The organism is Stenotrophomonas sp. 8(2023), assembly GCF_030345295.1.
GTDB classification, from domain to species: Bacteria; Pseudomonadota; Gammaproteobacteria; order Xanthomonadales; family Xanthomonadaceae; genus Stenotrophomonas; species Stenotrophomonas muris.
Genome location: NZ_CP128404.1, coordinates 1,044,103 through 1,065,993, shown reverse-complemented (window position 1 = coordinate 1,065,993; position 21,891 = coordinate 1,044,103). Strand labels below are relative to the sequence as shown.

At 67.4% G+C, this 21,891-nt stretch carries 23 protein-coding genes; 11 read left to right on the top strand and 12 right to left on the bottom strand.

The annotated features are described in order from the left end of the window. Position 1: 1 nt before the first annotated feature. The 4 genes from mgtE (at position 2) to QP609_RS04895 (ending at position 3,235) form a co-directional block, all read left to right on the top strand. Positions 2–1,363 carry a magnesium transporter gene (mgtE, locus tag QP609_RS04910; RefSeq protein ID WP_008266103.1) on the top strand — a complete coding sequence of 454 codons (1,362 nt, stop codon included), beginning with the start codon at positions 2–4 and terminating at the stop codon, positions 1,361–1,363. Positions 1,364–1,468: 105 nt separating this feature from the next. Then, a complete protein-coding gene (locus QP609_RS04905) occupies positions 1,469–1,735 on the top strand; it encodes a hypothetical protein (protein ID WP_049405333.1) in 267 nt (88 codons plus the stop codon). A gap of 71 nt (positions 1,736–1,806) precedes the next feature. Further along, positions 1,807–2,607 (top strand): prolyl oligopeptidase family serine peptidase, encoded by an 801-nt coding sequence (locus QP609_RS04900; protein WP_180835094.1) that lies wholly within the window; start codon positions 1,807–1,809, stop codon positions 2,605–2,607. A gap of 136 nt (positions 2,608–2,743) precedes the next feature. Next, positions 2,744–3,235 (top strand): transposase, encoded by a 492-nt coding sequence (locus QP609_RS04895; RefSeq protein WP_197620915.1) that lies wholly within the window; start codon positions 2,744–2,746, stop codon positions 3,233–3,235. A 92-nt stretch (positions 3,236–3,327) separates the two neighbouring features. Here QP609_RS04895 and QP609_RS04890 read toward each other — a convergent pair whose 3' ends face one another. The 3 genes from QP609_RS04890 to QP609_RS04880 are packed head-to-tail and all read right to left on the bottom strand — an operon-like array spanning position 3,328 to position 5,347. Continuing rightward, complete coding sequence (locus QP609_RS04890; RefSeq protein ID WP_197620916.1) at positions 3,328–4,278, bottom strand: aspartate carbamoyltransferase catalytic subunit; 951 nt, start codon at positions 4,276–4,278, stop codon at positions 3,328–3,330. Positions 4,279–4,293: 15 nt separating this feature from the next. Next, positions 4,294–4,788, bottom strand: coding sequence for a Holliday junction resolvase RuvX (ruvX, locus tag QP609_RS04885; RefSeq protein WP_197620917.1), 495 nt, complete (start codon positions 4,786–4,788; stop codon positions 4,294–4,296). Continuing rightward, a complete protein-coding gene (locus tag QP609_RS04880) occupies positions 4,781–5,347 on the bottom strand; it encodes a YqgE/AlgH family protein (RefSeq protein ID WP_014646224.1) in 567 nt (188 codons plus the stop codon). The genes ruvX and QP609_RS04880 overlap by 8 nt, the downstream gene beginning before the upstream one ends. Before the next feature lie 91 nt (positions 5,348–5,438). Here QP609_RS04880 and QP609_RS04875 point away from each other — a divergent pair, with 91 nt between their 5' ends. Next, positions 5,439–7,226: a DUF4153 domain-containing protein gene (locus QP609_RS04875; RefSeq protein WP_197620918.1), complete on the top strand. Its 1,788-nt coding sequence runs from the start codon at positions 5,439–5,441 to the stop codon at positions 7,224–7,226. Further along, entirely contained in the window at positions 7,223–7,768 is a 546-nt protein-coding gene (locus QP609_RS04870) for a DNA-3-methyladenine glycosylase I (protein WP_197620919.1), read from the top strand. The genes QP609_RS04875 and QP609_RS04870 overlap by 4 nt, the downstream gene beginning before the upstream one ends. Before the next feature lie 60 nt (positions 7,769–7,828). Here QP609_RS04870 and QP609_RS04865 read toward each other — a convergent pair whose 3' ends face one another. Then, positions 7,829–8,536, bottom strand: coding sequence for a YitT family protein (locus tag QP609_RS04865; RefSeq protein WP_014036228.1), 708 nt, complete (start codon positions 8,534–8,536; stop codon positions 7,829–7,831). A gap of 110 nt (positions 8,537–8,646) precedes the next feature. Further along, positions 8,647–8,859, bottom strand: coding sequence for a DUF4287 domain-containing protein (locus QP609_RS04860; protein ID WP_014646220.1), 213 nt, complete (start codon positions 8,857–8,859; stop codon positions 8,647–8,649). Positions 8,860–9,157: 298 nt separating this feature from the next. Between QP609_RS04860 and QP609_RS04855 the strand changes: the two genes are divergently transcribed. After that, positions 9,158–10,054 carry a LysR family transcriptional regulator gene (locus QP609_RS04855; protein ID WP_014646219.1) on the top strand — a complete coding sequence of 299 codons (897 nt, stop codon included), beginning with the start codon at positions 9,158–9,160 and terminating at the stop codon, positions 10,052–10,054. Positions 10,055–10,116: 62 nt separating this feature from the next. On the opposite strand, the gene QP609_RS04850 is transcribed toward QP609_RS04855, so the two are convergent. The 3 genes from QP609_RS04850 to QP609_RS04840 form a co-directional block, all read right to left on the bottom strand. Continuing rightward, positions 10,117–11,100 carry an aldo/keto reductase gene (locus QP609_RS04850; RefSeq protein WP_049405029.1) on the bottom strand — a complete coding sequence of 328 codons (984 nt, stop codon included), beginning with the start codon at positions 11,098–11,100 and terminating at the stop codon, positions 10,117–10,119. 121 nt (positions 11,101–11,221) lie between these two features. Then, a complete protein-coding gene (locus tag QP609_RS04845) occupies positions 11,222–12,385 on the bottom strand; it encodes a PilT/PilU family type 4a pilus ATPase (protein ID WP_042358565.1) in 1,164 nt (387 codons plus the stop codon). 78 nt (positions 12,386–12,463) lie between these two features. Further along, positions 12,464–13,501 carry a type IV pilus twitching motility protein PilT gene (locus tag QP609_RS04840; RefSeq protein ID WP_004147099.1) on the bottom strand — a complete coding sequence of 346 codons (1,038 nt, stop codon included), beginning with the start codon at positions 13,499–13,501 and terminating at the stop codon, positions 12,464–12,466. Positions 13,502–13,588: 87 nt separating this feature from the next. On the opposite strand from QP609_RS04840, the gene QP609_RS04835 reads away from it, so the two are divergent. Together QP609_RS04835 and proC are read left to right on the top strand one after the other, a co-directional pair. Further along, positions 13,589–14,266 carry a YggS family pyridoxal phosphate-dependent enzyme gene (locus QP609_RS04835; RefSeq protein WP_032958502.1) on the top strand — a complete coding sequence of 226 codons (678 nt, stop codon included), beginning with the start codon at positions 13,589–13,591 and terminating at the stop codon, positions 14,264–14,266. Positions 14,267–14,284: 18 nt separating this feature from the next. Beyond that, positions 14,285–15,106, top strand: a complete 822-nt coding sequence (proC, locus tag QP609_RS04830) for a pyrroline-5-carboxylate reductase (RefSeq protein ID WP_014646216.1) — start codon at positions 14,285–14,287, stop codon at positions 15,104–15,106. Positions 15,107–15,165: 59 nt separating this feature from the next. Here proC and QP609_RS04825 read toward each other — a convergent pair whose 3' ends face one another. After that, positions 15,166–16,041, bottom strand: coding sequence for a LysR family transcriptional regulator (locus QP609_RS04825; RefSeq protein ID WP_032958506.1), 876 nt, complete (start codon positions 16,039–16,041; stop codon positions 15,166–15,168). Positions 16,042–16,139: 98 nt separating this feature from the next. Here QP609_RS04825 and QP609_RS04820 point away from each other — a divergent pair, with 98 nt between their 5' ends. Then, positions 16,140–16,742, top strand: a complete 603-nt coding sequence (locus tag QP609_RS04820; protein WP_014646214.1) for a short chain dehydrogenase — start codon at positions 16,140–16,142, stop codon at positions 16,740–16,742. A gap of 72 nt (positions 16,743–16,814) precedes the next feature. Here the strand turns inward: QP609_RS04820 and soxR are convergent, their stop codons facing one another. Beyond that, positions 16,815–17,249: a redox-sensitive transcriptional activator SoxR gene (gene soxR, locus QP609_RS04815; protein ID WP_021202603.1), complete on the bottom strand. Its 435-nt coding sequence runs from the start codon at positions 17,247–17,249 to the stop codon at positions 16,815–16,817. A gap of 29 nt (positions 17,250–17,278) precedes the next feature. On the opposite strand from soxR, the gene QP609_RS04810 reads away from it, so the two are divergent. Further along, entirely contained in the window at positions 17,279–18,700 is a 1,422-nt protein-coding gene (locus tag QP609_RS04810; protein WP_142234369.1) for an MFS transporter, read from the top strand. Between the two features lie 87 nt (positions 18,701–18,787). Here the strand turns inward: QP609_RS04810 and QP609_RS04805 are convergent, their stop codons facing one another. Next, positions 18,788–20,809, bottom strand: a complete 2,022-nt coding sequence (locus QP609_RS04805) for an alpha/beta hydrolase (RefSeq protein WP_134808570.1) — start codon at positions 20,807–20,809, stop codon at positions 18,788–18,790. Beyond that, positions 20,809–21,783 (bottom strand): DUF4105 domain-containing protein, encoded by a 975-nt coding sequence (locus QP609_RS04800; RefSeq protein WP_014646210.1) that lies wholly within the window; start codon positions 21,781–21,783, stop codon positions 20,809–20,811. Before QP609_RS04800 ends, QP609_RS04805 begins: the two co-directional genes overlap by 1 nt. Positions 21,784–21,891: the final 108 nt, after the last annotated feature.

The window sequence follows — 21,891 nt, the reverse complement described above, 5'->3', positions numbered from 1 at the left end:
GATGGCTGAAGCTGTACGCCACGACAAGACTGCGCGCCAACTGCGGATGTTGTCCGACGCACTGGACAGCGGCCGGCTGGGCCCGGTACGTCGGCTGGTCAACACCCTGGCCCCGGCCGAGATCGGCAACCTGCTTGAATCGCTGCCGCCGGGCAAGCGCGAGGTGGTGTGGGGCCTGGTTGATCCGGAAGATGACGGCGAGGTGCTGGTCCACGTCGGCGAAGACGTGCGCGAGAGCCTGCTCGCGGACATGGACCCGGACGAGATCATCGCCGCGGTCGAAGACCTGGACATCGACGACCTGGCCGACCTGGTCGAAGACCTGCCCGATACGGTCATCGACGAGGTCCTCAAGTCGATGGACCGCGAGAACCGCGAGCGCCTGGAGCAGGTGCTGTCCTATCCCGAGGACAGCGCCGGCCGCCTGATGAACCCGGACGTGGTGACCGTGCGCGCCGACGTCAATGTCGACGTGGTGCTGCGCTACCTGCGCCTGCGCGGCGAACTGCCGGACCATACCGATCACCTGTTCGTGGTCAGCCGGCGCCATCAGTACCTCGGCCGGGTGTCGCTGGCGGCACTGGTGACCCACGAGGACACCACCCCGATCAACCGCCTGATCGACGACGAGCAGCCGGCCATTGACGTCGGCGAGAGCGACCAGGAGGTCGCCCGCCAGTTCTCCGACCATGACTGGATCTCCGCGCCGGTGGTGGACGACAACAACATCCTGATCGGCCGCATCACCATCGATGACGTGGTCGACATCATCCGTGGCCAGGCCGAGCACCAGGCACTGGGCGCCGCCGGCCTGGACGAGGACGAAGACCTGTTCAGCCCGGTCTGGCGCGCCATGCGCCGGCGCTTGATGTGGCTGTCGGTGAACCTGTGCACCGCCTTCCTGGCCTCCAGCGTGGTCGGCCACTTCGAAGGCACGATCGACAAACTGGTGGCGCTGGCCGTGCTGATGCCGATCGTGGCGGGCCTGGGCGGCAATGCCGGTACCCAGGTGCTGGCGCTGATGGTGCGCGGCCTGGCACTGGGCCAGGTGGGCGCGTCCAACGCGCGCACGCTGCTGTGGAAGGAGGTGCGGGTCGCCTTGTTGAACGGCGTGATGCTGGGTTCCGTGCTGGGGCTAATCGTGCTGGCCTGGTTCCACTCGCCCGGGCTGTCGGCGGTGATCGCCATCGCGCTGACCTGCAACCTGCTGTTCGCCGCCCTGGCCGGCGTGCTGGTGCCACTGACCCTGAAACGCTTCGGCTTCGACCCGGCGCTGGCCAGCGGCATCTTCCTGACCGCCGTGACCGACTCGATGGGCTTCTTCACCTTCCTCGGCCTGGCCACGCTGGTGCTGCTGCACTGAACCCTGCAGGGTCCGATCCCCGCCGCGCGGAGTTCCGACCCACGCCAAAACCCAGGGTCGGATCTCCGCTGCGCGGGGCTCTGACCCGTTTCCAACTGGACACCCATGGCCACCACGATCGAAAACTATTTCCAGCCCGGCTGGCGCGACCAGCAGCACACCTGCCCGGCCTGCGAATGGAAGGGCAGCTCGCGTGCCATGGAGATGGAGCTGGACGAGGACGCCACCGAGTACGCCTGCCCGGTCTGCGAGAACCCGCTGCTGGTGGTGCTGCATCCGGACATCGCGCAGGTGCAGGCGGCCGCCGCCGACGGCAATGCCGAAGCGCAGGAGCAGCTGGACATCATTGCCAGTTTCCCGCGACCGGAGTGACGCGCCGCACGATGCCGCGTTGACCTGCAGCGGGCTAGGATGCAGCTGACCCTGCCGCCCCGGGAAATCCCATGGTCCGATCGATGTCGCGCTGGCTGCCGCTGCTGGCCTTTCTGATGATGAGCGGTTGCACTTCGCTGCCGGACAGCGCGCGTGGCCGCTTCGAGGGCCGCGCAGTGAAGGTGGACGGCGAGACCGCCTACTACCAGGTGTTCATTCCGGCCGGCGTTCAGGCCACCGCTCCCACCAGACTCCCGGTCATCCTGTTCCTGCACGGCTCCGGCGAGCGTGGCGGCGACGGTGTCAAGCAGACCCATGCGGGGCTGGGGCCGCACCTGCGCAGGCACGCGGCCGACTTCCCCGCATTGGCCGTATTCCCCCAGGTGCCGGGCCACCAGGAATGGAGCGGGCGCAACAACCGCGTTGCGCTGGCCGCCCTGGACGCCACCATCGCCGAGTTCGGTGCCGATCCCTCACGGCAGTACCTGACCGGGATGTCGATGGGCGGCTATGGGAGCTGGAACATCGCGCTGGATGACCCCGGGCGCTTCGCCGCGATCGTGCCCGTGTGCGGCGCGGTGCTGGCGCCACGCGCGGTGCGCCCGACCCTGTTCGTCGAGCAGGTCGCCCAGGAAACCGATCCGTATGCGGCCATCGCCCAGCGCCTGAGAGGCACGCCGATCTGGATCTTCCACGGTGCGCTGGATGATGTGGTGCCACCGGACGACGATCGCAGACTGCACGCCGCATTCCGGAGCGCCGCTGCACGCGACGTGCGCTACACCGAGTACCCAGAAGGCAACCACAACGCCTGGGACGCCACCTACGCCGACCCGGCGATGTGGGCATGGCTGTTCGCGCAGAAGCGCTGAGCCGCAGCTTCAGTAGTTGCCAACCTTGGTTGGCATTGACTGCCCTGGTAGTTGCCAACCTTGGTTGGCACTGGCCTACCTGAAACCAACCCATTCCCCGATGTTCACTGGAAGCAGGCCCGTCCATGCTTGCTCCATGCAGAACACACGTCTCCTGCTCGGTCGTCGCTCCAGCATCGGCCTCAGCTATATCCTCACCGCCGTCGTCCATGACCGCGCGCCGCTCTTCACCAACGCCGCAGCGGCCGCCTTGGCAGTCCGCGAATTCCAGCGACTGGATCAGGAAGCCTTCACCCGCTCGATTGCGTACGTGGTCATGCCCGACCACATCCACTGGCTGGTCGAACTACGTGCGGGAACGCTGGAAACCGTCATGAAGCGTTTCAAGTCGCGCACAGCCCAGCAGGCAAACCGGTTGCTGGGGCGAGTCGGGCGCTTCTGGCAGGCCTGCTATCACGATCATGCGATCCGCTCTGACGAATCGTTGCACCGGCGTGCGATGTACCTGATGGGAAATCCGATCAGGGCCGGACTGGCGACGCGGCTTGGGCAATATCCCCATGCATGGTGCGAATGGGAGCTTGGGGCTTCGTGTGATCCGCTCGACAACTTGGGCGCGGATGGATAGTGCCAACCAAGGTTGGCATCTACCAGAGCGGTGCGCGGACAAGCCGCGCGGCAAGTGTGTCAACCAAGGTTGACACCTATCAGAGCGGGTGGTCAGCTCAGCAGGGTTTCCAGCACGGCCATGCGCACGGCGACGCCGTTGGCGACCTGGCGCAGCACCCACGACTGCGGGCCGTCGGCCACGTCGTCGGTCACTTCCACGCCGCGGTTGATCGGGCCCGGGTGCAGCACCGCGGCATCCTTGCCGGCGCGCGCCAGGCGCTCGCGGGTCAGGCCGTACTGGGCGTGGTACTGCTCCAGCGACGGCACCAGGCCTTCTTCCATGCGCTCGCGCTGCAGGCGCAGCATCATCAGCGCGTCGACGCCTTCCAGCATCGCGTCGAAATCATCGCCGACCACGCAGCCCTTCAGGGTCTCATCGTCCGGCAGCAGCGACTGCGGGCCGCACACGCGGATCTCACCCACGCCCAGCGTGCGCAGCGCATGCAGGTCGGTGCGGGCCACGCGCGAGTGCTTCACGTCGCCGACGATCACCACTTTCATCTTCGAGAAATCCGGGCCCTTGGCCTGGCGCAGGGTCAGCATGTCCAGCAGGCCCTGGGTCGGGTGCGCGCTGCGGCCGTCACCGGCGTTGATCAGTGCGGTGCCCTCGCCCGCCGCTTCTGCCAGTGCGGCTACCGCGCCATCCTCCGGGTGGCGCACCACGAAGCCGCGCACGCCCATCGCTTCCAGGTTGCGCAGCGTATCGCAGGCGGTTTCGCCCTTGCGGGTGGACGAGGTCGAGGCATCGAAGTTGAGCACATCGGCGCCCAGGCGCTGCGCGGCCAGCTGGAATGAGCTGCGGGTGCGCGTGGACGGCTCGAAGAACAGCGTGCACACCGCCGAACCGGCCAGCACGTGGCGCTTGTTGCCGACGCGGCCGACTGCGGCATCGCGGATCTGACCTGCCCGGTCAAGCAGCTGCAGCAGGGTCCCGCGCGGCAGGCCCTCCAGGGTCAGCAGGTGGCGCAGGCGTCCGGAGGCATCGATTTGCTGGGCGGTCATGGCGGTGTCGGGCAGTCAGGGAATGGGGGTGGCGTCGTCGGGGGACGACAGCCAGCGGTCGATGATCACCGCCGCGGCCACGGCATCGAGCGCGGCCGCATCACGGCGGCGCTTGCGCCCTTCGGCGCGCTCGACGGCGAAGCGGCGGGCGGCCTCGACCGAGCTGGAACGCTCGTCGATCATCACCACCGGCAGCTTGAAACGTTCCCGCAGCTGGCGGGCGAAGCTCTGCGCGCGCTTGCGGTTGGGTTGGTCCTGGCCATCCAGGGTCAGCGGGTCGCCGACCACCAGGCCGTCGGGCTTCCATTCCTTGAGCAGGCGTTCGATCGCGGTCCAGTCCGGGCCATTGCCGTGCACATCGACCACCGCCACCGCGCGCGCATGCGCAGCGAAGGCACTGCCGATGGCCACGCCGATCCGCCGCGAGCCGACGTCGAAACCCAGAACGGTGCCGTCACGGCGGATCGCCGGGACAGCAGGAGCCGGTACGGGCGTGGCCGGCTCAGACATGGCCGCTGTAGTCGGTCAGCCGGAACAGGTCCACGCCGATGCGCGAGGCCGCACCCTGCCAGCGCTGCTCCAGCGGCAGCTGGAACACCAGCTCGGCATCGGCCGGCACGGTCAGCCAGCTGTTCTCGGACAGCTCGCTTTCCAGCTGCCCTGCGCCCCAACCGGCACAGCCGAGGGTGACCACGGCATTGGCCGGGCCTTCGCCACGCGCCATCGCTTCAAGGATGTCACGCGAAGTGGTCAGGTACAGGCCGTCACCCACGATCAGGCTGGAATCCCACGCCCGCGCGTCGTCATGGATGACGAAGCCGCGCTCGGGATGCACCGGGCCGCCGTTGAGCACCATGCGCGCCTGCAGGTCGCCGTCACCGGTGGTGATGTCCATCTGGGCAAGCACTTCACCCAGCGTGTACTCGGAAGGCTGGTTGACCAGCACGCCCATCGCCCCGTTCTCGTCGTGCTGGCAGATCAGCGCGACGCTGCGGGCAAAGGTCGCGTCGAGCAGCGACGGCAGCGCGACGAGGAGGTGATCGGCGAGGGAGGTCGGCGTTACAGGCATGGTCCCATTCTACCTGCTGGGGGCGGGATGGTCGCGCAATGGCGGCGAACCGCGATGGGCTAGGATGGTGCTTTGCCATGGAAGGTCATCGATGCAGTCTTCATCGCCCCTGACCCTGCCGGCACGCAGCGCCATCGTCCTGATTGCCCTGCTGCAGGGTCTGATGCTGTATGCCGCGCAGGAACTGTCCGATGCGTGGCCGTTCCGCGATATCGGCTGGCGCTACTGCTGGTACGCCTGGGTGCTGGCCATTCCCAGCGCGGTGGCGCTGAGCCTGGTCGAGCTGGGCCAGCGCCGCCTGTGGCTGCAGGCCGTGCTCGGCTCGGCGGTGGTGCTGGCGCTGGCCGCCTGGATCGGCTGGAACCTCACTGGCGAGACCGCGCTGGAGTCGAGCGCGCTGCAGTTTCCACTGACCCTGGGCATGGCCGTGGCGGTGTTCGTGGTGCTGCCCTGGTGGCAGTTCCAGCTGCAGCACGGGCACTGGCGCGCCAGCTACCCCGAGCTGTTCGAGCGCGCCTGGCAGAACGGTTTGACCCTCGCCCTGGCGGCACTGTTCACCGGGCTCACCTGGCTGCTGCTGTGGCTGTGGGCGGCGCTGTTCCAGCTGCTGGAGGTCACCGTCTTCCGCGACCTGTTCCGCCAGGATGCCTTCATTGCGCTGGCTACCGGCAGCCTGGCCGGGTTCGGCGTGCTGATCGGGCGCACCCAGCACCGTGCGATCCAGATCACCCGCCAGGTGCTGTTCGCGATCTGCCGCGGACTGCTGCCGCTGCTCTCGTTCATCGCCGTATTGTTCGTGCTGAGCCTGCCGCTTACCGGGCTGGAACCGCTGTGGAAGACCCGCTCGGCCGCCAGCCTGCTGCTTGTGCTGTCGCTGTTGCTGGTAACGTTCACCAATGCGGTCTACCAGCAGGGGGACGACACCGCGCCCTACCCCGTCGTGCTGCGCCGTCTGGTTGAAGCCAGCCTGCTGGCGCTGCCGGTCTACGCCGCACTGGCGCTGTACGCACTGGGGCTGCGCGTGGTGCAGTACGGCTGGACCGTGGACCGGTTCTGGGCGGTACTCGTCGCAGTGGCCGTGGCCGGCTATGCCGTGGGCTACGCGCTGGCGGTGCTGCGCCGGCAGCGCCGCTGGTTGCAGATGCTGGAGCCGGTCAACCGCTGGATGTGCTGGGCGGTGCTGGCACTGGCATTGCTGGGCAACTCGCCGCTGCTGGACCCGGTGCGGCTGACCCTGTCCAGCCAGCTGGCGCGCCTGCGTGCCGACCCGCCCGCGATCACCAGCAGTGACGTCAACGTGCTGCGCTTCGATCTTGGCCACCGCGGCGTGCGGGCGCTGCGCGAACTGCAGCGTGATCCAGCCATCACCGCCGATGCCAACGCGCCACGGGTGATCGCTGCCGCGCTGGCACGTACCTCGCGCTGGGATGACGGCCAGCGCCTCGACAAGGGGCCGCAGGACGTCGTCGCCCTGCAGCGCGCGTTGAAGCTGGCCAAGGGATCCAGCTCGCCACCGGACGACTGGTGGCAGGCACTGGCCACGCGCGCGATCGATGGCGAATCCTGCGCCCAGAGCGAGCGCGACTGCCTGATCGTGCATCGCGACCTCGACGGCGATGGTACCGGCGAAGTGCTGCTGTGCGAGCTGTACACCATCCGTGGGCCGGACTGCGTGCTGTACGCACGTGGCAGGGACACCCACTGGCGCCGGGCCGGTTCGCTGTTCGGCACCGCCAGCGGCCAGGCCGAGGCGATCAACCAGGCGCTGCGTGATGGCAAACTCACTCTTGAACCGCCGCGCTGGCCGATGCTGTCCATTGGTGGGCGCCCCGCAGTGGCCATCGATCCCGAACCCGAATCCAGCGAGTCTTCCCCATGAGCGGCTACTGCCTCATCGCCCCGGGCCATCCGGTGCACGACTACTACCACGCCAACGAGTACGGCTTCCCGCAGCGTGACGAGGGCGAACTGTTCGAGCGGCTGGTGCTGGAAATCAACCAGGCCGGGCTGAGCTGGGAGACGATCCTGAAAAAGCGCGAGGGCTTCCGCGCGGCCTATGACGGCTTCGATGTCGACCGCGTGGCGGCCTATGCCGAGCAGGACATCGAGCGCCTGCTATCGGACGCGGGCATCATCCGCAACCGGCTGAAGGTACTGGCCGCCATCCACAACGCGCAGGTGATCCAGCAGCTGCGGGCCAGTCATGGCAGCTTCGCGGCGTGGCTGGATGCGCATCACCCGCGCAGCAAGGCCGACTGGGTGAAGCTGTTCAAGGAGACCTTCCGCTTCACCGGTGGCGAGATCACCGGCGAGTTCCTGATGAGCCTGGGCTACCTGCCCGGCGCGCACGCCGAGGATTGCCCGGTGCATGCGCGGCTGCTGACGCTGTCGCCGCCGTGGTTGCAGGCCGCCGTCCGCTGAGGGATCTCCGCGCGTGGATGCCGGTAGTGCCGGCCGCTGGCCGGCAACCCCGTTGAACGGTCACACGCCCATGTAACGGCCGGGGCGGTGGTTGAACATCAGCACCAGGCTGAGCACCACCGCGCCGATGGCCGAGTACAGCACCTTCGATGGCGACAGCACGAAGAACGCGGCCACCATCAGGCAGGCGTCGTAGGACATCTGCACCTTGCCGGCGCTCCAGCCTCGGGTGCGCTGCAGGTATACCGCCAGGATGCCGATGCCGCCCAGGCTGGCGCGGTGGCGGATGAAGAACAGGATGCCCAGGCCTGACAGCGCACCACCGACGATCGCCGAATACAGCGGGTTGATGTGCGAGAAGTCGATCCAGCGCGGCAGCAGGTCGGTCAGCACGCCACAGGCGGTGACCGCAGCGAAGGTCTTCAGGGTGAATTCCCAGCCCATGCGCCGCAGCGCCACCCAATAGAACGGCAGGTTGACCAGCACGAACACCAGGCCGAAGTTCCAGCCCATCGCGTAGTGCAGCAGGAAGGCCATGCCCGCCATGCCGCCGATCATCAGCCCGCCCTTGGCGAAGATGGCCAGGCCCAGCGAGGCCACCATCGTGGCCAGCACCATGCCCTGCACGTCCTCGGCGATCGAGTGACGCAGCGCTTTTTCGTCGGCGGTGGTGCCAGCACTGTCGGGCGGCGGGGTCAGCGGACCGGCGGTGACCAGGTGGCCGTCAGCGTCGTCGCACGGCGCGGGGCCATGGGAAGGAAGGGACATGCGGTGGGGGAACAGCAGGTGGGGAGCGGTATTAGACACGATCTGCATGACAGTTGCAGATGAAATCGTTCAGCTGAATGCGCCTCGCACTGCCCCGGGCTCGGCGCTGCTCAGCCCTTGCCGGCCAGATGGTGAGCCACCAGTGCGTTGGCATGGCCATGGCCCAAGCCATGTTCACTCTTCAGGAAGCTGACCAGTTCCATGTGTTTCAGGCCCTTCTTCCCGGCCAGCAACCCGAACCAGTGCGCCACCGGCTGCCCGTAGGTCTTCTCGATGGAGGGGAAATACGAGGCCGGGCCTTTCGGCTTGGTGTCAGTGCTCATGTGCAGCTCCCGTTGAAGTCATTCATTCGACGAACCACAGACGCAGAAATCGACACACCCAAACGTCCGACCCCGCCTCGCCCGACAGGCCGCAGCCAACTGTCGAAGGCGGGGTGGGTCCGGTTGAGGGGGTGTGAGCGGCATGGATGCCGCGACCAAGCCCCCGTGGATGGGTTTACGGCGTCCCCCTCAACCGGGCCCACCCCGCCATCTCACGGATAGCCAGTTTTTGAAGTTGACGTGGCCGTTGACGTTGCTTCGGCAGGTGCCGGGCGCAGCCCGGCCGTATCATTCCAGCATGCCCCGCGAAAACCTCAACGACCTGCAGGCCTTCGTCCACGTCGCCCGCGAGGGCAGCTTCACCCGGGCCGCCGCCCAGCTGGGCGTGTCCCAGTCCGCGCTCAGCCATGCCATGCGCGGCCTGGAACAGCGCCTGGGCGTGCGCCTGCTGACCCGTACCACCCGCAGCGTATCGACCACCGAAGCCGGCGCCCGCCTGCTCGACACCCTGGGCCCACGCCTGGCCGAGATCGAGGACGGGCTGGCCGCACTGGCCGAGTACCGCGAACGCCCGGCCGGCACCATCCGCATCAACGCCACCGGCCATGCCGCCGAGTACATCGCTTGGCCGCGGCTGGCGCCGTTGTTGCAGCGTTATCCGGACCTGAAGGTGGAACTGACCACCGACTATGGCCTGGCCGACATCGTCGCCGAGCGCTACGACATCGGCATCCGCCTCGGCGAGCGCCTGGCGCGCGACATGGTCGCGGTGCCGATCAGCCCGCCGCTGCGCATGCGCGTGGTCGGTGCACCCAGCTACTTCCGCCAGCACGTGGTGCCGCAGCATCCGGACGACCTGGCCAAGCACAACTGCGTGACCCTGCGCCTGCCTACGCATGGGGGACTGATGCCGTGGGATTTCGGCCAGGATGGCAACGAACTGAGTGTGCGCGTTGGCGGGCAATGGACGTTCAACACCATGGGCATGACCCGCGCCGCTGCGCTGGCCGGCAGCGGACTGGCCTGGCTGCCGGAAGACCAGGTGCAGCCGATGCTGGACGATGGCCGCCTGCAGTCGGTGCTGGACGACTGGTGCCCGCACTTCGATGGCTACTACGCGTACTACCCGTCGCGCCGCCACGTCACCGTGGCGATGCGCACGGTGCTTGATGCGCTGCGCGGGCCGCTGGGGTGAGGGGCAAGGCGTGCGGACCAACGGTCCGCACCCACCACCAACGGTCCGCACCCAGCTGGTGATCAGCCCTTGGCCTGGGCGGCGCGCTGCGCGTTGTAGCGCTCGCCGACGATCGACACTTCGTCCAGCGCCTGTGCGATGCGTTGCAGCTCCTCCGGTGCCAGCTGCAGGTCGGCCGCGCCCAGGTTTTCTTCCAGGCGATGGATCTTGGTGGTGCCTGGGATCGGCACGATCCACGGCGCCTGTGCCAGCAGCCAGGCCAGCGCCACCTGCGCCGGCGTCGCGCCCCGTGCTGCCGCAATCGTACTGATGCGATCCACCAGCGCCTGGTTGGCGCGGCGCGCCTCCACTTCGAAACGCGGAACGCTGTTGCGGAAATCGTTGGCATCGAAGGTGGTGTCGGCGTTGATCGTGCCGGTGAGGAAGCCGCGGCCAAGCGGGCTGAATGGCACGAAGCCGATGCCCAGCTCCTGCAGCGTCGGCAACAACTCGCGCTCCGGTTCGCGCCACCACAGCGAGTACTCACTCTGCACGGCGGCAACCGGCTGCACCGCATGCGCGCGACGCACGGTGGCAGCGCTCGCCTCGGACAGCCCGAAGTGGCCGACCTTGCCTTCGGCGATCAGGTCGCGCACGGTGCCAGCCACATCCTCGATCGGCACGTTCGGGTCGACGCGGTGCTGGTAGAACAGGTCGATATGGTCGGTGCGCAGGCGCTTGAGGCTGGCTTCGGCAACGGCACGGATATTCTCGGGGCGGCTGTCCAGGCCGTCATCGGTGCGCGCGCCCTTGAATCCGAACTTGGTGGCAATCACCAGCCTGTCGCGGTAGGGCGCCAGCGCGCGGCCGAGCAGGTCTTCGTTGGTGTACGGACCATACACCTCGGCGGTGTCGAAGAAGGTCACGCCGCGCTCGACGGCGGCCTGCAGCAGGGCGATGCCCTGGCCCTGCTCGACCGGCTGCCCGTAGGCATGGGTCAGGCCCATGCAGCCCAGGCCGAGGGCGGAAACCTTCAGGCCACTGCGGCCCAGTTCGCGTGTCTGCATCGTCGTGCTCCAGAGGGGGAGTGATGACGATACGCCTGTCGTGGCGCTGGATTGAGCCAGCCCGGCCGCAGTCGGTCATGACCGGAATTCATCAATCCAGCCACGACCGATGCCGGCCAGGTCAACGGATCTCCGAGATCTCCACGCCGTCCAGCCCCTGCGACAGGGTACGTGCGTCGCCGCCCTGGCTGAGCTTGATGCGCAGGCGCACCTCGTTCTGCGAATCGGCGTAGCGCAGCGCGTCCTCGTAGCTGATCTCGCCGGCCTGGTACAGCTCGAACAGGCTCTGGTCGAAGGTCTTCATGCCAAGCTGGACCGAGTCCTTCATCACTTCCTTCAGCTTGTGGATCTCGCCGTCGCGGATGTAGTCCTGCACCAGCGGCGTGCCCAGCAGGATCTCCATCGCCACCTTGCGCGAGCGGCCATCGGGCGATGGCACCAGCTGTTGCGCGACCACGCCCTTGAGATTCAGCGACAGGTCCATCAGCAGCTGGTTGCGGCGGTCTTCCGGGAAGAAGTTGACGATGCGGTCCATCGCCTGGTTGGCGTTGTTCGCATGCAGGGTGCACAGCACCAGGTGGCCGGTTTCGGCGAACGCGATGGCGTGATCCATGCCTTCGCGGGTACGCACCTCGCCGATCATGATCACGTCCGGCGCCTGGCGCAGGGTGTTCTTCAGCGCGGCTTCCCAGCTGTCGGTATCGATGCCGACCTCGCGCTGGGTGATGATGCAGCCCTCGTGCTTGTGCACGAACTCGATCGGGTCTTCGATGGTGATGATGTGGCCGGTCGAGTTCTGGTTGCGGTAACCGATCATCGCTGCCAGCGAGGTCGATTTACCGGTACCGGTGGCGCCGACGAACAGGATGATGCCGCGCTTGGTCATCGCCAGCGTCTTGATGATCGGCGGCAGGCTCAGTTCTTCCACGGTCGGAATGCGCGTCTCGATGCGACGCAGCACCATGCCGACCTGGTTGCGCTGGTAGAAGCAGCTGACGCGGAAGCGGCCGACGCCGGACAGGCCGATGGCGAAGTTGCATTCGTGCGTCTTCTCGAATTCCTCGCGCTGCGCCGGGGTCATCACGTTGAGGACCAGGTCGCGGCTCTGCTGCGGCGTGAGCGGGGTCTGGGTGATCGGCGAGATCTTGCCGTTGACCTTCATCGCCGGCGGCATGCCGGCCGTGATGAACAGGTCCGAGGCGCGCTGGTGCGCCATCAGCTTGAGGAACGAAGTGAAATCGATGGTGGTCGCGGTGCTGTTCACGGCGGGCTCCCAAGAGGGCATTTACCAGGAAACGGTCGGTGGAGGAAACGGCACGGGGACGGCGCCGCACTGGTGCACGCCGCCCGTGGTTGTCCCGCCTTACTCGAACAGGCGCTTGTCCTTGGCGTACTCGCGGGCCTGGTTGCGGGTGATCAGGCTGCGCTTGACCAGGTCCTGCAGGTGCTGGTCCAGGGTCATCATGCCGTACTGCTGGCCGGTCTGGATGGCCGAGTACATCTGCGCCACCTTGTCTTCGCGGATCAGGTTGCGGATGGCCGGGGTGCCGACCATGATTTCCCACGCTGCGGTACGACCGCCGCCAACCTTCTTCAGCAGCGCCTGCGAGATCACCGCACGCAGCGACTCGGACAGCATCGAACGCACCATCGGCTTTTCGCCGGCCGGGAACACGTCGATGATGCGGTCGATGGTCTTGGCCGCCGAGCTGGTGTGCAGGGTTCCGAACACCAGGTGGCCGGTTTCCGCGGCGGTCAGTGCCAGGCGGATGGTTTCCAGGTCGCGAAGTTCGCCCACCAGGATGATGTCCGGGTCCTCACGCAGTGCCGAGCGCAGCGCTTCGTTGAAGCCATGCGTATCGCGGTGCACTTCGCGCTGGTTGATCAGGCACTTCTGCGAGGTGTGCACGAATTCGATCGGATCCTCGACGGTGAGGATGTGGCCGTATTCGTTCTTGTTGATGTAGTCGATCATCGCCGCCAGCGTGGTCGACTTGCCCGAACCGGTGGGACCGGTCACCAGGATCAGGCCCTGCGGTTGCTGGATCACCTCGCGGAACAGCGGCGGGCAGGCCAGGTCCTCGAGGGTGAGCACCTCGGACGGAATGGTACGGAACACCGCACCGGCGCCACGGTTCTGGTTGAACGCGTTCACACGGAAGCGCGCCAGCGACGGGATCTCGAAGGAGAAGTCCACTTCGAGGAATTCCTCGTAATCGCGGCGCTGCTTGTCGGACATGATGTCGTACACCAGCGCATGGACCTGCTTGTGGTCCAGGGCCGGGATGTTGATCCGGCGAACGTCGCCGTCCACGCGGATCATCGGCGGCAGGCCTGCGGACAGGTGCAGGTCGGACGCTTTGTTCTTTACGGAAAACGCCAGCAGTTCGGCGATATCCATGAGCGGCTACTCCCCAATAACGGCTTCGACTGGAAGGATCTTTCCCCGGGCGGCAGTATAGCCTCCTGATTCAACGGAACGCGTTACGTGGCCACTCCCCTGCCCCAGATCCTGAGCAACCTGCATGCCGCCGCCGAGGCGGCCGGCCGGCCCGATCCGCGCCTGCTGGCCGTTTCCAAGACCCAACCGGCCGAGGCCGTGGCCGCGCTGGCCGCGCAGGGCCAGCAGGCCTTCGGCGAGAACTATGTGCAGGAAGCGCTGGCCAAGATGCAGGCGCTGCAGCACCTGGCGCTGGAGTGGCACCTGATCGGCCACCTGCAGTCGAACAAGGCCGAGGCCGTGGCCACCCACTTCGATTGGGTGCAGAGCGTGGACCGGCCCAAGCTGGTAACGGCGCTGGCGCGCCATCGCCCGGCAGCGCGTGGTCCGCTGAATGTGCTGATCCAGGTCAACATCGACGATGAATCCAGCAAGCACGGCTGTGCGCCGGAGGATGTCGAGGTGCTGGCCGCTGCGATTGCCGCCGAGCCCACCCTGCGCCTGCGTGGCCTGATGGCGATTCCCGCGCCATGGCCCGAGGCGGAACGCCGTCGGGATGCGTTCGTGCGCATGCGCACACTTTTCCAGTCGCTGGCCGCCCAGCACGCGCAGGTCGACACGCTGTCGATGGGCATGAGCAGCGACTACGCCGACGCCATCGCCGAGGGCGCCACTTTGGTGCGCATCGGCACCGCCCTGTTCGGCGCGCGTCCTCGCCCGGCCTGATCTTGCAAGGAGAGTTTCATGACAGCTGATTCCATCACCTTCATCGGCGGCGGCAACATGGCGCGCAGCCTGATCGCCGGCCTGATCCGCCAGGGCGTGCCCGCCGCACACATCCACGTGGCCGAACCGGTTGCAGCACTGCGCGAGTCGCTGGCCACGGATTTCGGCGTGCAGGTGCACGACAATGCCGCCGATGCCGCCGCACAGGGCCGCACCTGGCTGCTGGCGGTGAAGCCACAGGTGCTGCGCGAGGTCTGCCAGTCGCTGCAGGCACTGGCCCAGGCAAGCCGGCCACTGGTGGTGTCGATCGCCGCCGGCATCACCAGCGCGCAGCTGGAACGCTGGCTGGGTGGCAACCTGCCGGTGGTGCGTGCAATGCCCAACACGCCGGCCCTGCTCGGCGCCGGCGTGACCGGCCTGTATGCCACGCCGTCGGTGGATGCACAGCAGCGCTCGCAGGCCGAACAGGTATTGGCCAGTGCCGGCCGTACCGTGTGGATCGAGCGCGAGGCGCTGATGGATTCGGTCACTGCCGTGTCCGGCAGCGGGCCGGCCTACGTGTTCCTGCTGGCCGAAGCGATGGAAGCGGCGGGCATTGCCCAGGGCCTGCCGGCCGACGCCGCGCGCACGCTGGTGGTGCAGACCCTGCTGGGCGCCTCGCGCATGCTGGATGAAGCCGGCGAAAGCCCGGCCGAGCTTCGCCGCCGTGTGACCTCGCCGAACGGCACCACCCAGGCCGCGATCGAGAGCTTCCAGGCCGGAGGTTTCGAAGTGCTGGTGGACAACGCGCTGCGTGCTGCGCAGGTGCGCGGGCAGGAATTGTCTGCGGCGAATGATTGATCCCGATGTGTGCCGACCAACGGTCGGCACCTACCATCATCCACGCATGGCGTGGATGCTCATTGCCCCAACGTGGTCATGACGAAATCCACGAAGCACTGCAAGCGCGGGCGCGGGCGTCGATCGGGCAGGTAGATCAGGTGCATCGGTCGCGGTTCGGGCAGGTAGTCGCGCAGCAGCGGCTTCAGGCGCCCTGCTGCGATCTCCCCCGCCAACAGCGCGGTGGGCTGCAACACCAACCCGGCCCCGGCCACGGCGGCTTCGCGCAGCGCGAACCCGTCGTTGCAGGTCAGCCGCGCCTCCCAATCCACCTGTTCACCGTTGGCCAACTGCCAGCCATGGCCACCACGCCAGGCAAGATGGCTCAGGCAATCATGCCCCTGCAGGTCCGCCGGCGTGCGTGGCGTGCCGCGCCTGCGCAGGTAAGACGGCGCCGCGCACAGGCTCATCGCATACGGCGGCAGCGGCCGCGCCACCACCTCCTGCGATGGCAACGGCCCGACCCGGATCGCCACGTCGAAGCCGTCCTCGATCAGGTCCACACGGCGGTTGCTCAGATCCAGTTCGATGTTCAACTGCGGCTGCGCGCGCAGCAGGCCGGCCAGCTGCGGCGCCAGCACGCAGCTGCCCCAGGTGGTCGGCGCACTGACCCGCAGCAGGCCACGCGGCTGTACCTGCAGACCGGCCACATCGGCCTCGGCCTGCTGCACCTGCTCCAGCACTTGCCGGCATCCGGCCAGATAGGCGCTGCCGGCTTCGGTCAGGCGCTGGCGGCGGGTGTTCCGTTGCAGCAGCGCGGTACCCAGATGCGCCTCCAGCTGCTGGATGTACTTGCCCACCATCACCGCCGAGACCTGCAGCTGTTCGGCGGCGCCGGCGAAGCTGCCACGCTCGGCCACGGCAACGAAGGCCTGCATGCATCGAAGGGTATCCATTACTAATCCTTAGTTAGGAATCTGCGAATCATACGCCGCTTACCTAACCCCATTGTGAGGGCGCAGACTGCGCTCACTCCCTTACGCAAGGAACGGCCATGAAGATCCTCCTCGTTGGTGCCAGCGGCACCCTCGGCCAGGCAGTCGCCCGCCAGCTCGGCCAACAGCATCAGATTCTCGCCGCCGGCCGCAGCAGCGGCGAACTGCGCGTGGACCTGACCGATGACGCCAGCGTCGCCGAACTGTTCGCACGTACCGGCCCGGTCGATGCGGTGATTTCCACCGCCGGCAAGCTGCACTTCGGCCCGCTGCAGCAGATGACGCCGGCGCAGTTCAACCTCGGCCTGCAGGACAAATTGCTGGGCCAGGTGAGGCTGGCACTGGCCGCGCAGCATCATCTCAACAGCGGCGGCTCGATCACCCTGACCAGCGGCATCGTCAGCGCACAACCGATCCGCGACGGCGTCAACGCCACCTCGGTGAATGCCGCACTGGAAGGCTTCGTGCGCGCAGCTGCACTGGAGCTGCTGCCGCGCGGCCTGCGCATCAACGTGGTCAGCCCGAACGTACTGATCGAATCGATGGCCGCCTACGGCCCCTACTTCCCGGGCTTCGAGGCGGTAAGCGCACAGCGCGCGGCACTGGCCTTCCAGCGCGCGGTGGAAGGCATCCAGAGCGGCGAGACGATCACGGTCTGGTAAGAAAAAGGGGACGGAGGGGATTAAGTCGCAAGTGCACAAACGACATAATCCCCTCCGTCCCCTTTTTGTCGCTCACTCCCAGCGCATCGGGCCGTCGCCGCGTTCGCCGAGGACGTCGCCGGGATTGGCCAGGCGGCAATGCTGCAGCGACAGGCAGCCACAACCGATGCAGCCGGTCAGTTCGTCGCGCAGCAGCTGCAGCATGTGGATGCGCTCTTCCAGCTCGGTGCGCCAGCGCGCGGACAGCCTGGCCCAATCCGCTTTGGTCGGTGCGCGTCCGTCAGGCAGGCTTTCGAAGGCACGGCCGACTGCTTCCAGCGGCATGCCCACCCGCTGCGCCACGCGGATCACCGCCAACCGGCGCAGCACGTCCCGGCTGTAACGACGTTGGTTGCCCGAGGTGCGCAGGCTGCTGATCAGCCCCTTGCGCTCGTAGAAATGCAGTGCGGAAACGGCCACGCCACTGCGCTGGGAGACCTCGCCAACGCTGAGTTCCTGGGATGCCATTGCTTGACCTCAACTACAGTTGAGGTGGCATGCTGCTACCTTCGCCGCCCGTTGACAAGCGCGGCCTGCACCTGACCCGTATGACCCCGACCCTCTCTCCCGCCGACACCCACCTGCCGGCTGACAGCTCGATCCTGTCCGCGCGCTACCGCGCCACGACCATCGGCATGGTTGCGCTGGTCGCGCTGCACGCCTTCGAAGCACTGGCCGTCGCGGCCGCGATGCCCACCGTGGCCGAAGCACTCGATGGCCTGCGCCTGTACGCGCTGGCCTTTGGCGGCACCCTGGCCACCAGTGTGATCGGGATGACCCTGGCCGGGCGCTGGGCCGATCACCACGGCCCCGCGCGGCCACTCTGGTACGGCCTGGGCTGCTTCGTGCTGGGCCTGCTGCTGGCCGGCTTTGCGACGCGCATGGGCATGCTGGTGGCCGGGCGCCTGATGCAGGGCCTGGGCGCGGGCGCGATTTCGGTCTCGCTCTACGTGATGGTCGGCCGCAGCTACCCCGAGCACCTGCGACCGAAGGTGTTCGCGGCGTTCTCCGCAGGCTGGGTGGTGCCCTCGATGGTCGGCCCGGCGTTGAGTGGCCTGATGGTGCAGCACCTGGGCTGGCGCTGGGTATTCCTGGCAGTGCCACTGCTGGCGATACCGGCCGCACTGCTGCTGCGCCCGGCACTGGCGCGCATGCAACCTCCCGTTGCGGTCTGCAACGATGGCGAACGCAGCAACGTGGTGCGCTGGGCCTCTGGCGCCTCACTGGCCGCACTACTGCTCTACGTCGGCGGCCAGCAACAGGGCATGGCCGCCCTGCTCTGCATCGGCGTGGCGATGCTGGCGCTGCTGTTCTGCGTGCATCGGCTGCTGCCGGCCGGAACCCTGATCCTGCGCCGCGGCCTGCCCAGCGTAATCGCGTTGCGCGGCATTGCTGCAGCGGCGTTCTTCGCCTGCGAGGCCTATCTGCCCCTGCTGCTGCAGCGCGAACGCGGGCTCTCGCCCAGCTGGGCAGGCGCCGTGCTCAGCCTCGGTGCGCTGGGCTGGTTCGCCGGTTCATGGCTGCAGGGCCACCAGCAGCGTGGCTGGTCACGCCAGCAGCTGCTGCGCGTTGGCACGGTGATGATGACGTTCGGCATCGCCGCAACGCTGTCGGTGCTGTTCAACCCGATGCCGCTGCCGGTCGCGCTGGTCGGCTGGGCCGTGACCGGCTTCGGCATGGGCATGATCTACGCCAGCCTGTCGGTGTTGACCCTGTCGCTGTCAGCACCGCATGAGCAGGGTGCCAATACCTCGGCGCTGCAGCTGAGCGAGGCGTTGTCGGTGACCACCGCGCTGGCCGTGTCCGGCGCGTTGTTCGCCATGTTCGTGGAAAGCGCGCCGCACACCGGCTACCTGCTTTGCCTGGCCATCACCTTCGGTCTGGCGGTGCTGGCCGCAGTGATCGCGCGGCGGGTGTAGCGCCGCCGGATTCCGGTAGTGCCGGCCGCTGGCCGGCAACCTCCGCGCACGCGGGAATCCCATGATGGCGACGGCCAGAGGCCGGCATTACCGTGTACCGGTCCCGACATCATCGATATCCCGATGCAGGATGCGGCGCACTTCCAGCACGGCCTGCGGGGTCTCCTGCACGCTGTGGCCGGAAATGATCACCTTCTCCGACAGCGCGCCCGGCAGATGCGCGCTCCAGTACGGCACCAGCCCGTCATCGGACTTCTCCACCGGCAGCTCCGGCTTGCGCTGGGCGATGATCGAGTGGTACTTCAGGCCCGCTTCGATCGGCAGCTGTGCGGCGGCCTTCACGAACGGATCGCTGGCCTTGAGGTTGTCGATGCTGTTGGGAATCTTCGGCTTGGCGGTGCCGTCGACCTGCTGCTCGGCCTGTGCCAGCGCCATGAACACGTCCTCGAACTTGCCGAGAATGGTCAGCGGCAGGCGTACCAGGCGCCCGATCAGCCGCCCGACCTTGTTGCCTGCGATATCCGTGCCCTGGTGCGGCGCGGCGATGAAGATCGCGCGTTCCACGTTCGGCTGCGCCTTGAAATGCAGCAGTGGCCCCAGCTTGGCCTGCACGCGCTTCAGCCGCTCGCCCTTCAGGTCATAGTTGGCCAGCAGGTCATCCCACAGCACATCACCCGAGTCGCTCACCAACAGCCGCGCGAGCACGCCGCCCATGCTGTGGCCGATATAGACCATGTCCTTCGATGCGCGTGTGCTGCCGTTGGGGTCGAAGTGCTTGAGCGTGTCATTGAACGCGTTGGCGATCTCGTAGCGGTTCAGCGCGATCGGTGCATTGGTCGGGTAGTAGACCTGCCACACCTGGAACTGCTGGCGCAGCTCGGGGTCGCCCATGATCTCGTTGGCCAGGTTCACCCAGGCTTCCGGGCTGCTGGCCAGGCCGTGCAGCATGAAGATGATGCGGCGGTTCGGGTCCCAGGGCTGCATCAGGTAGATGTGCGGTTCGCCGATGCCCTCACTCATGCCGAACAGGGTGCGCAGTGACTGCCGGGCGAAGCCACTCTGCGCCAGCCACAGGCCGTAGGCAGCGGTGAAATTGCCGGCCAGCGGCACCTGTTCGCCGTGCAGGGTGATGCGTTCAGTGGCCTCCGGCGAATAGGCGTCCAGTTCAACCCGGCGCGTGCGCATCACGTCTTCCAGGCTGCTGCCTTCGAAACGCAGCAGCGCGGTGACGTTGATCGAGGACATCTCGCTGAATTCCGGCACCGAATCGTCATGCCGATGGCGGCGGCCACGGCGCTCGTCGTCGGCATCATCCGCCGCTGTTTCCGCCTTCGGCCCATCGCCCGCGATCACCGGCGCGACCAGCTTGGGCGGGTCCATCACCATCACCAGCTCGGCACCGAAGCCATCGCGGCGATAGGTGCTGCGCAGGCCGACGAAGCTGACCGTGCCGGCCGGCACCAGCTGCGCCGGAATGCTCTTCAGGTTCAACTGCTGGTAGTTGGAGGCCAGCGACCAGCTGCCGACCGAGATCGGCTTCGTATAGTCCTCGCCGGCCAGTGCCGCTGCACGCGCGCGCACGAACAGCACCACCGCCGCCTTCTCGGCGGCGTAGTTGTAGTAGTCGCGCACCTGCGTCTGCCGGTCCTCGAAGGCGCGGTCGGACGGCGAGCGGCCGCTGTAGAACAGGTAGGCATAGGCATAGCGCGCGGCTTCCAGCCAGGCATCCAGCGCCGCGTCGCTCATCGGCGGATCGCCGGCGGCGGTCTTCTTCGGCGTCAGCGCCAGCGCGGCCTTCACCCACAGTTCGGACAACGCCGACAGCCGCTGCTCGACGTTGAGGTCATCGGTCATCAACAACGTGCTGCGGCAGACCAGGAAGTCCTTCTCGCACTGCGACTCATCCAGGCCCGCCGCGCTGAGCGTCTCGCGCGCGGCCGGGCTGAGCTTGCCGGTGTTGAGCACATCGGCGCGCTTGTTCACCAGCGAATCGCTGGACTTCACCTGCTTGACAGTCACCATCGCGCAGCCGCTGCTGCCCAGCAGCAGGAAGGCGGCGAACAACACCGGCAGCGCGCGCTGCCAGCGGATCAGGAAGAGTCGGGTCATTACTGCGGGTCCTGCTCGGTGCCGGGCACGCCCTGGCGGATCACGGTGGAGAAGTGGTCGCCGCTGCCCAGGTCCAGCGCACGCTGGGTGATGCGGCCCTTGTCATGCAGTTCGGCATAAGGCACGCCCGGCGTGAGCGCGCCGACCTCCTGTGCGTATTCGGCCAGGTAGCCGGACAGCAGCAGGCGGTAGTCCAGCGGCAGGCGCGGCGCGATGTGGCGGGCCAGATCGAAGACGATGGTGGTGCAGTTGCTGGTGAGCGTGTTGTAGAAGCCCGGCTTCGCATCCAGTTCGCGCGCCTGCGCGATGTACGCGGCGAACAGTTGCTTCAGTTGCGCCTGGTCCATGCCGTGCAGGCGGTACAGGTAGACATCCTCGCCACGCGCGTTGGTGCGGGTGCGGATGATGTCGGTCTCCTCCGCGGCCACCAGGGTCATCTCGAATTTGCGGAAGAAGCCGCCCAGCGCCGAGAACGATTCGCCGCGTTCCTTGCGGATCTCCAGCGAGAACACCACGTGGCGCCCATCCTCGAAACCGAACGAGATCAGGGTGTGGGCGATCGCCGGGCCCATCCAGTACGACAGCACCAGATCGGCCGAGCGGAGTTGGTCCAGGTCGTACGCGCGGCGCACCCAGTGCGCGTCGTAGTCGGTCTCGCTGCGCCAGGTGAAATCACGCACGTTGTCGAGCACCACGTGGCGCCCGTCGAAGGACACCACGTGCAGGCGCTGGGCCACGTCATCGGCCCAGACGCGGTCCTGGCGCGGGGTGAGCAGCAGCCACCACAGGCCGGCCAGCGCCAGCGACGCGCCGAACGCCATGCCCAGGCGACGATGGCCACGGCCACGCGCGACCTGCCACGACGCCCACAGCGCAACCAGCAGCCACAGCACCGCAATGCCATTGGCCAGCCAGCCCGGCCCCGGCATCTGATAGGCCAGCAGCCCGGTCACCCACAACGCTGCCAGCGCCATGGCACTTCCCGTCATCCAACGTCCTGCGGCTCTCACTGGCATCCTGTCGCGGTCCCGAAGCCGCATAGTTAGCCACAAGCGGGTTCACCGTGGCATCTACGGCCCGTT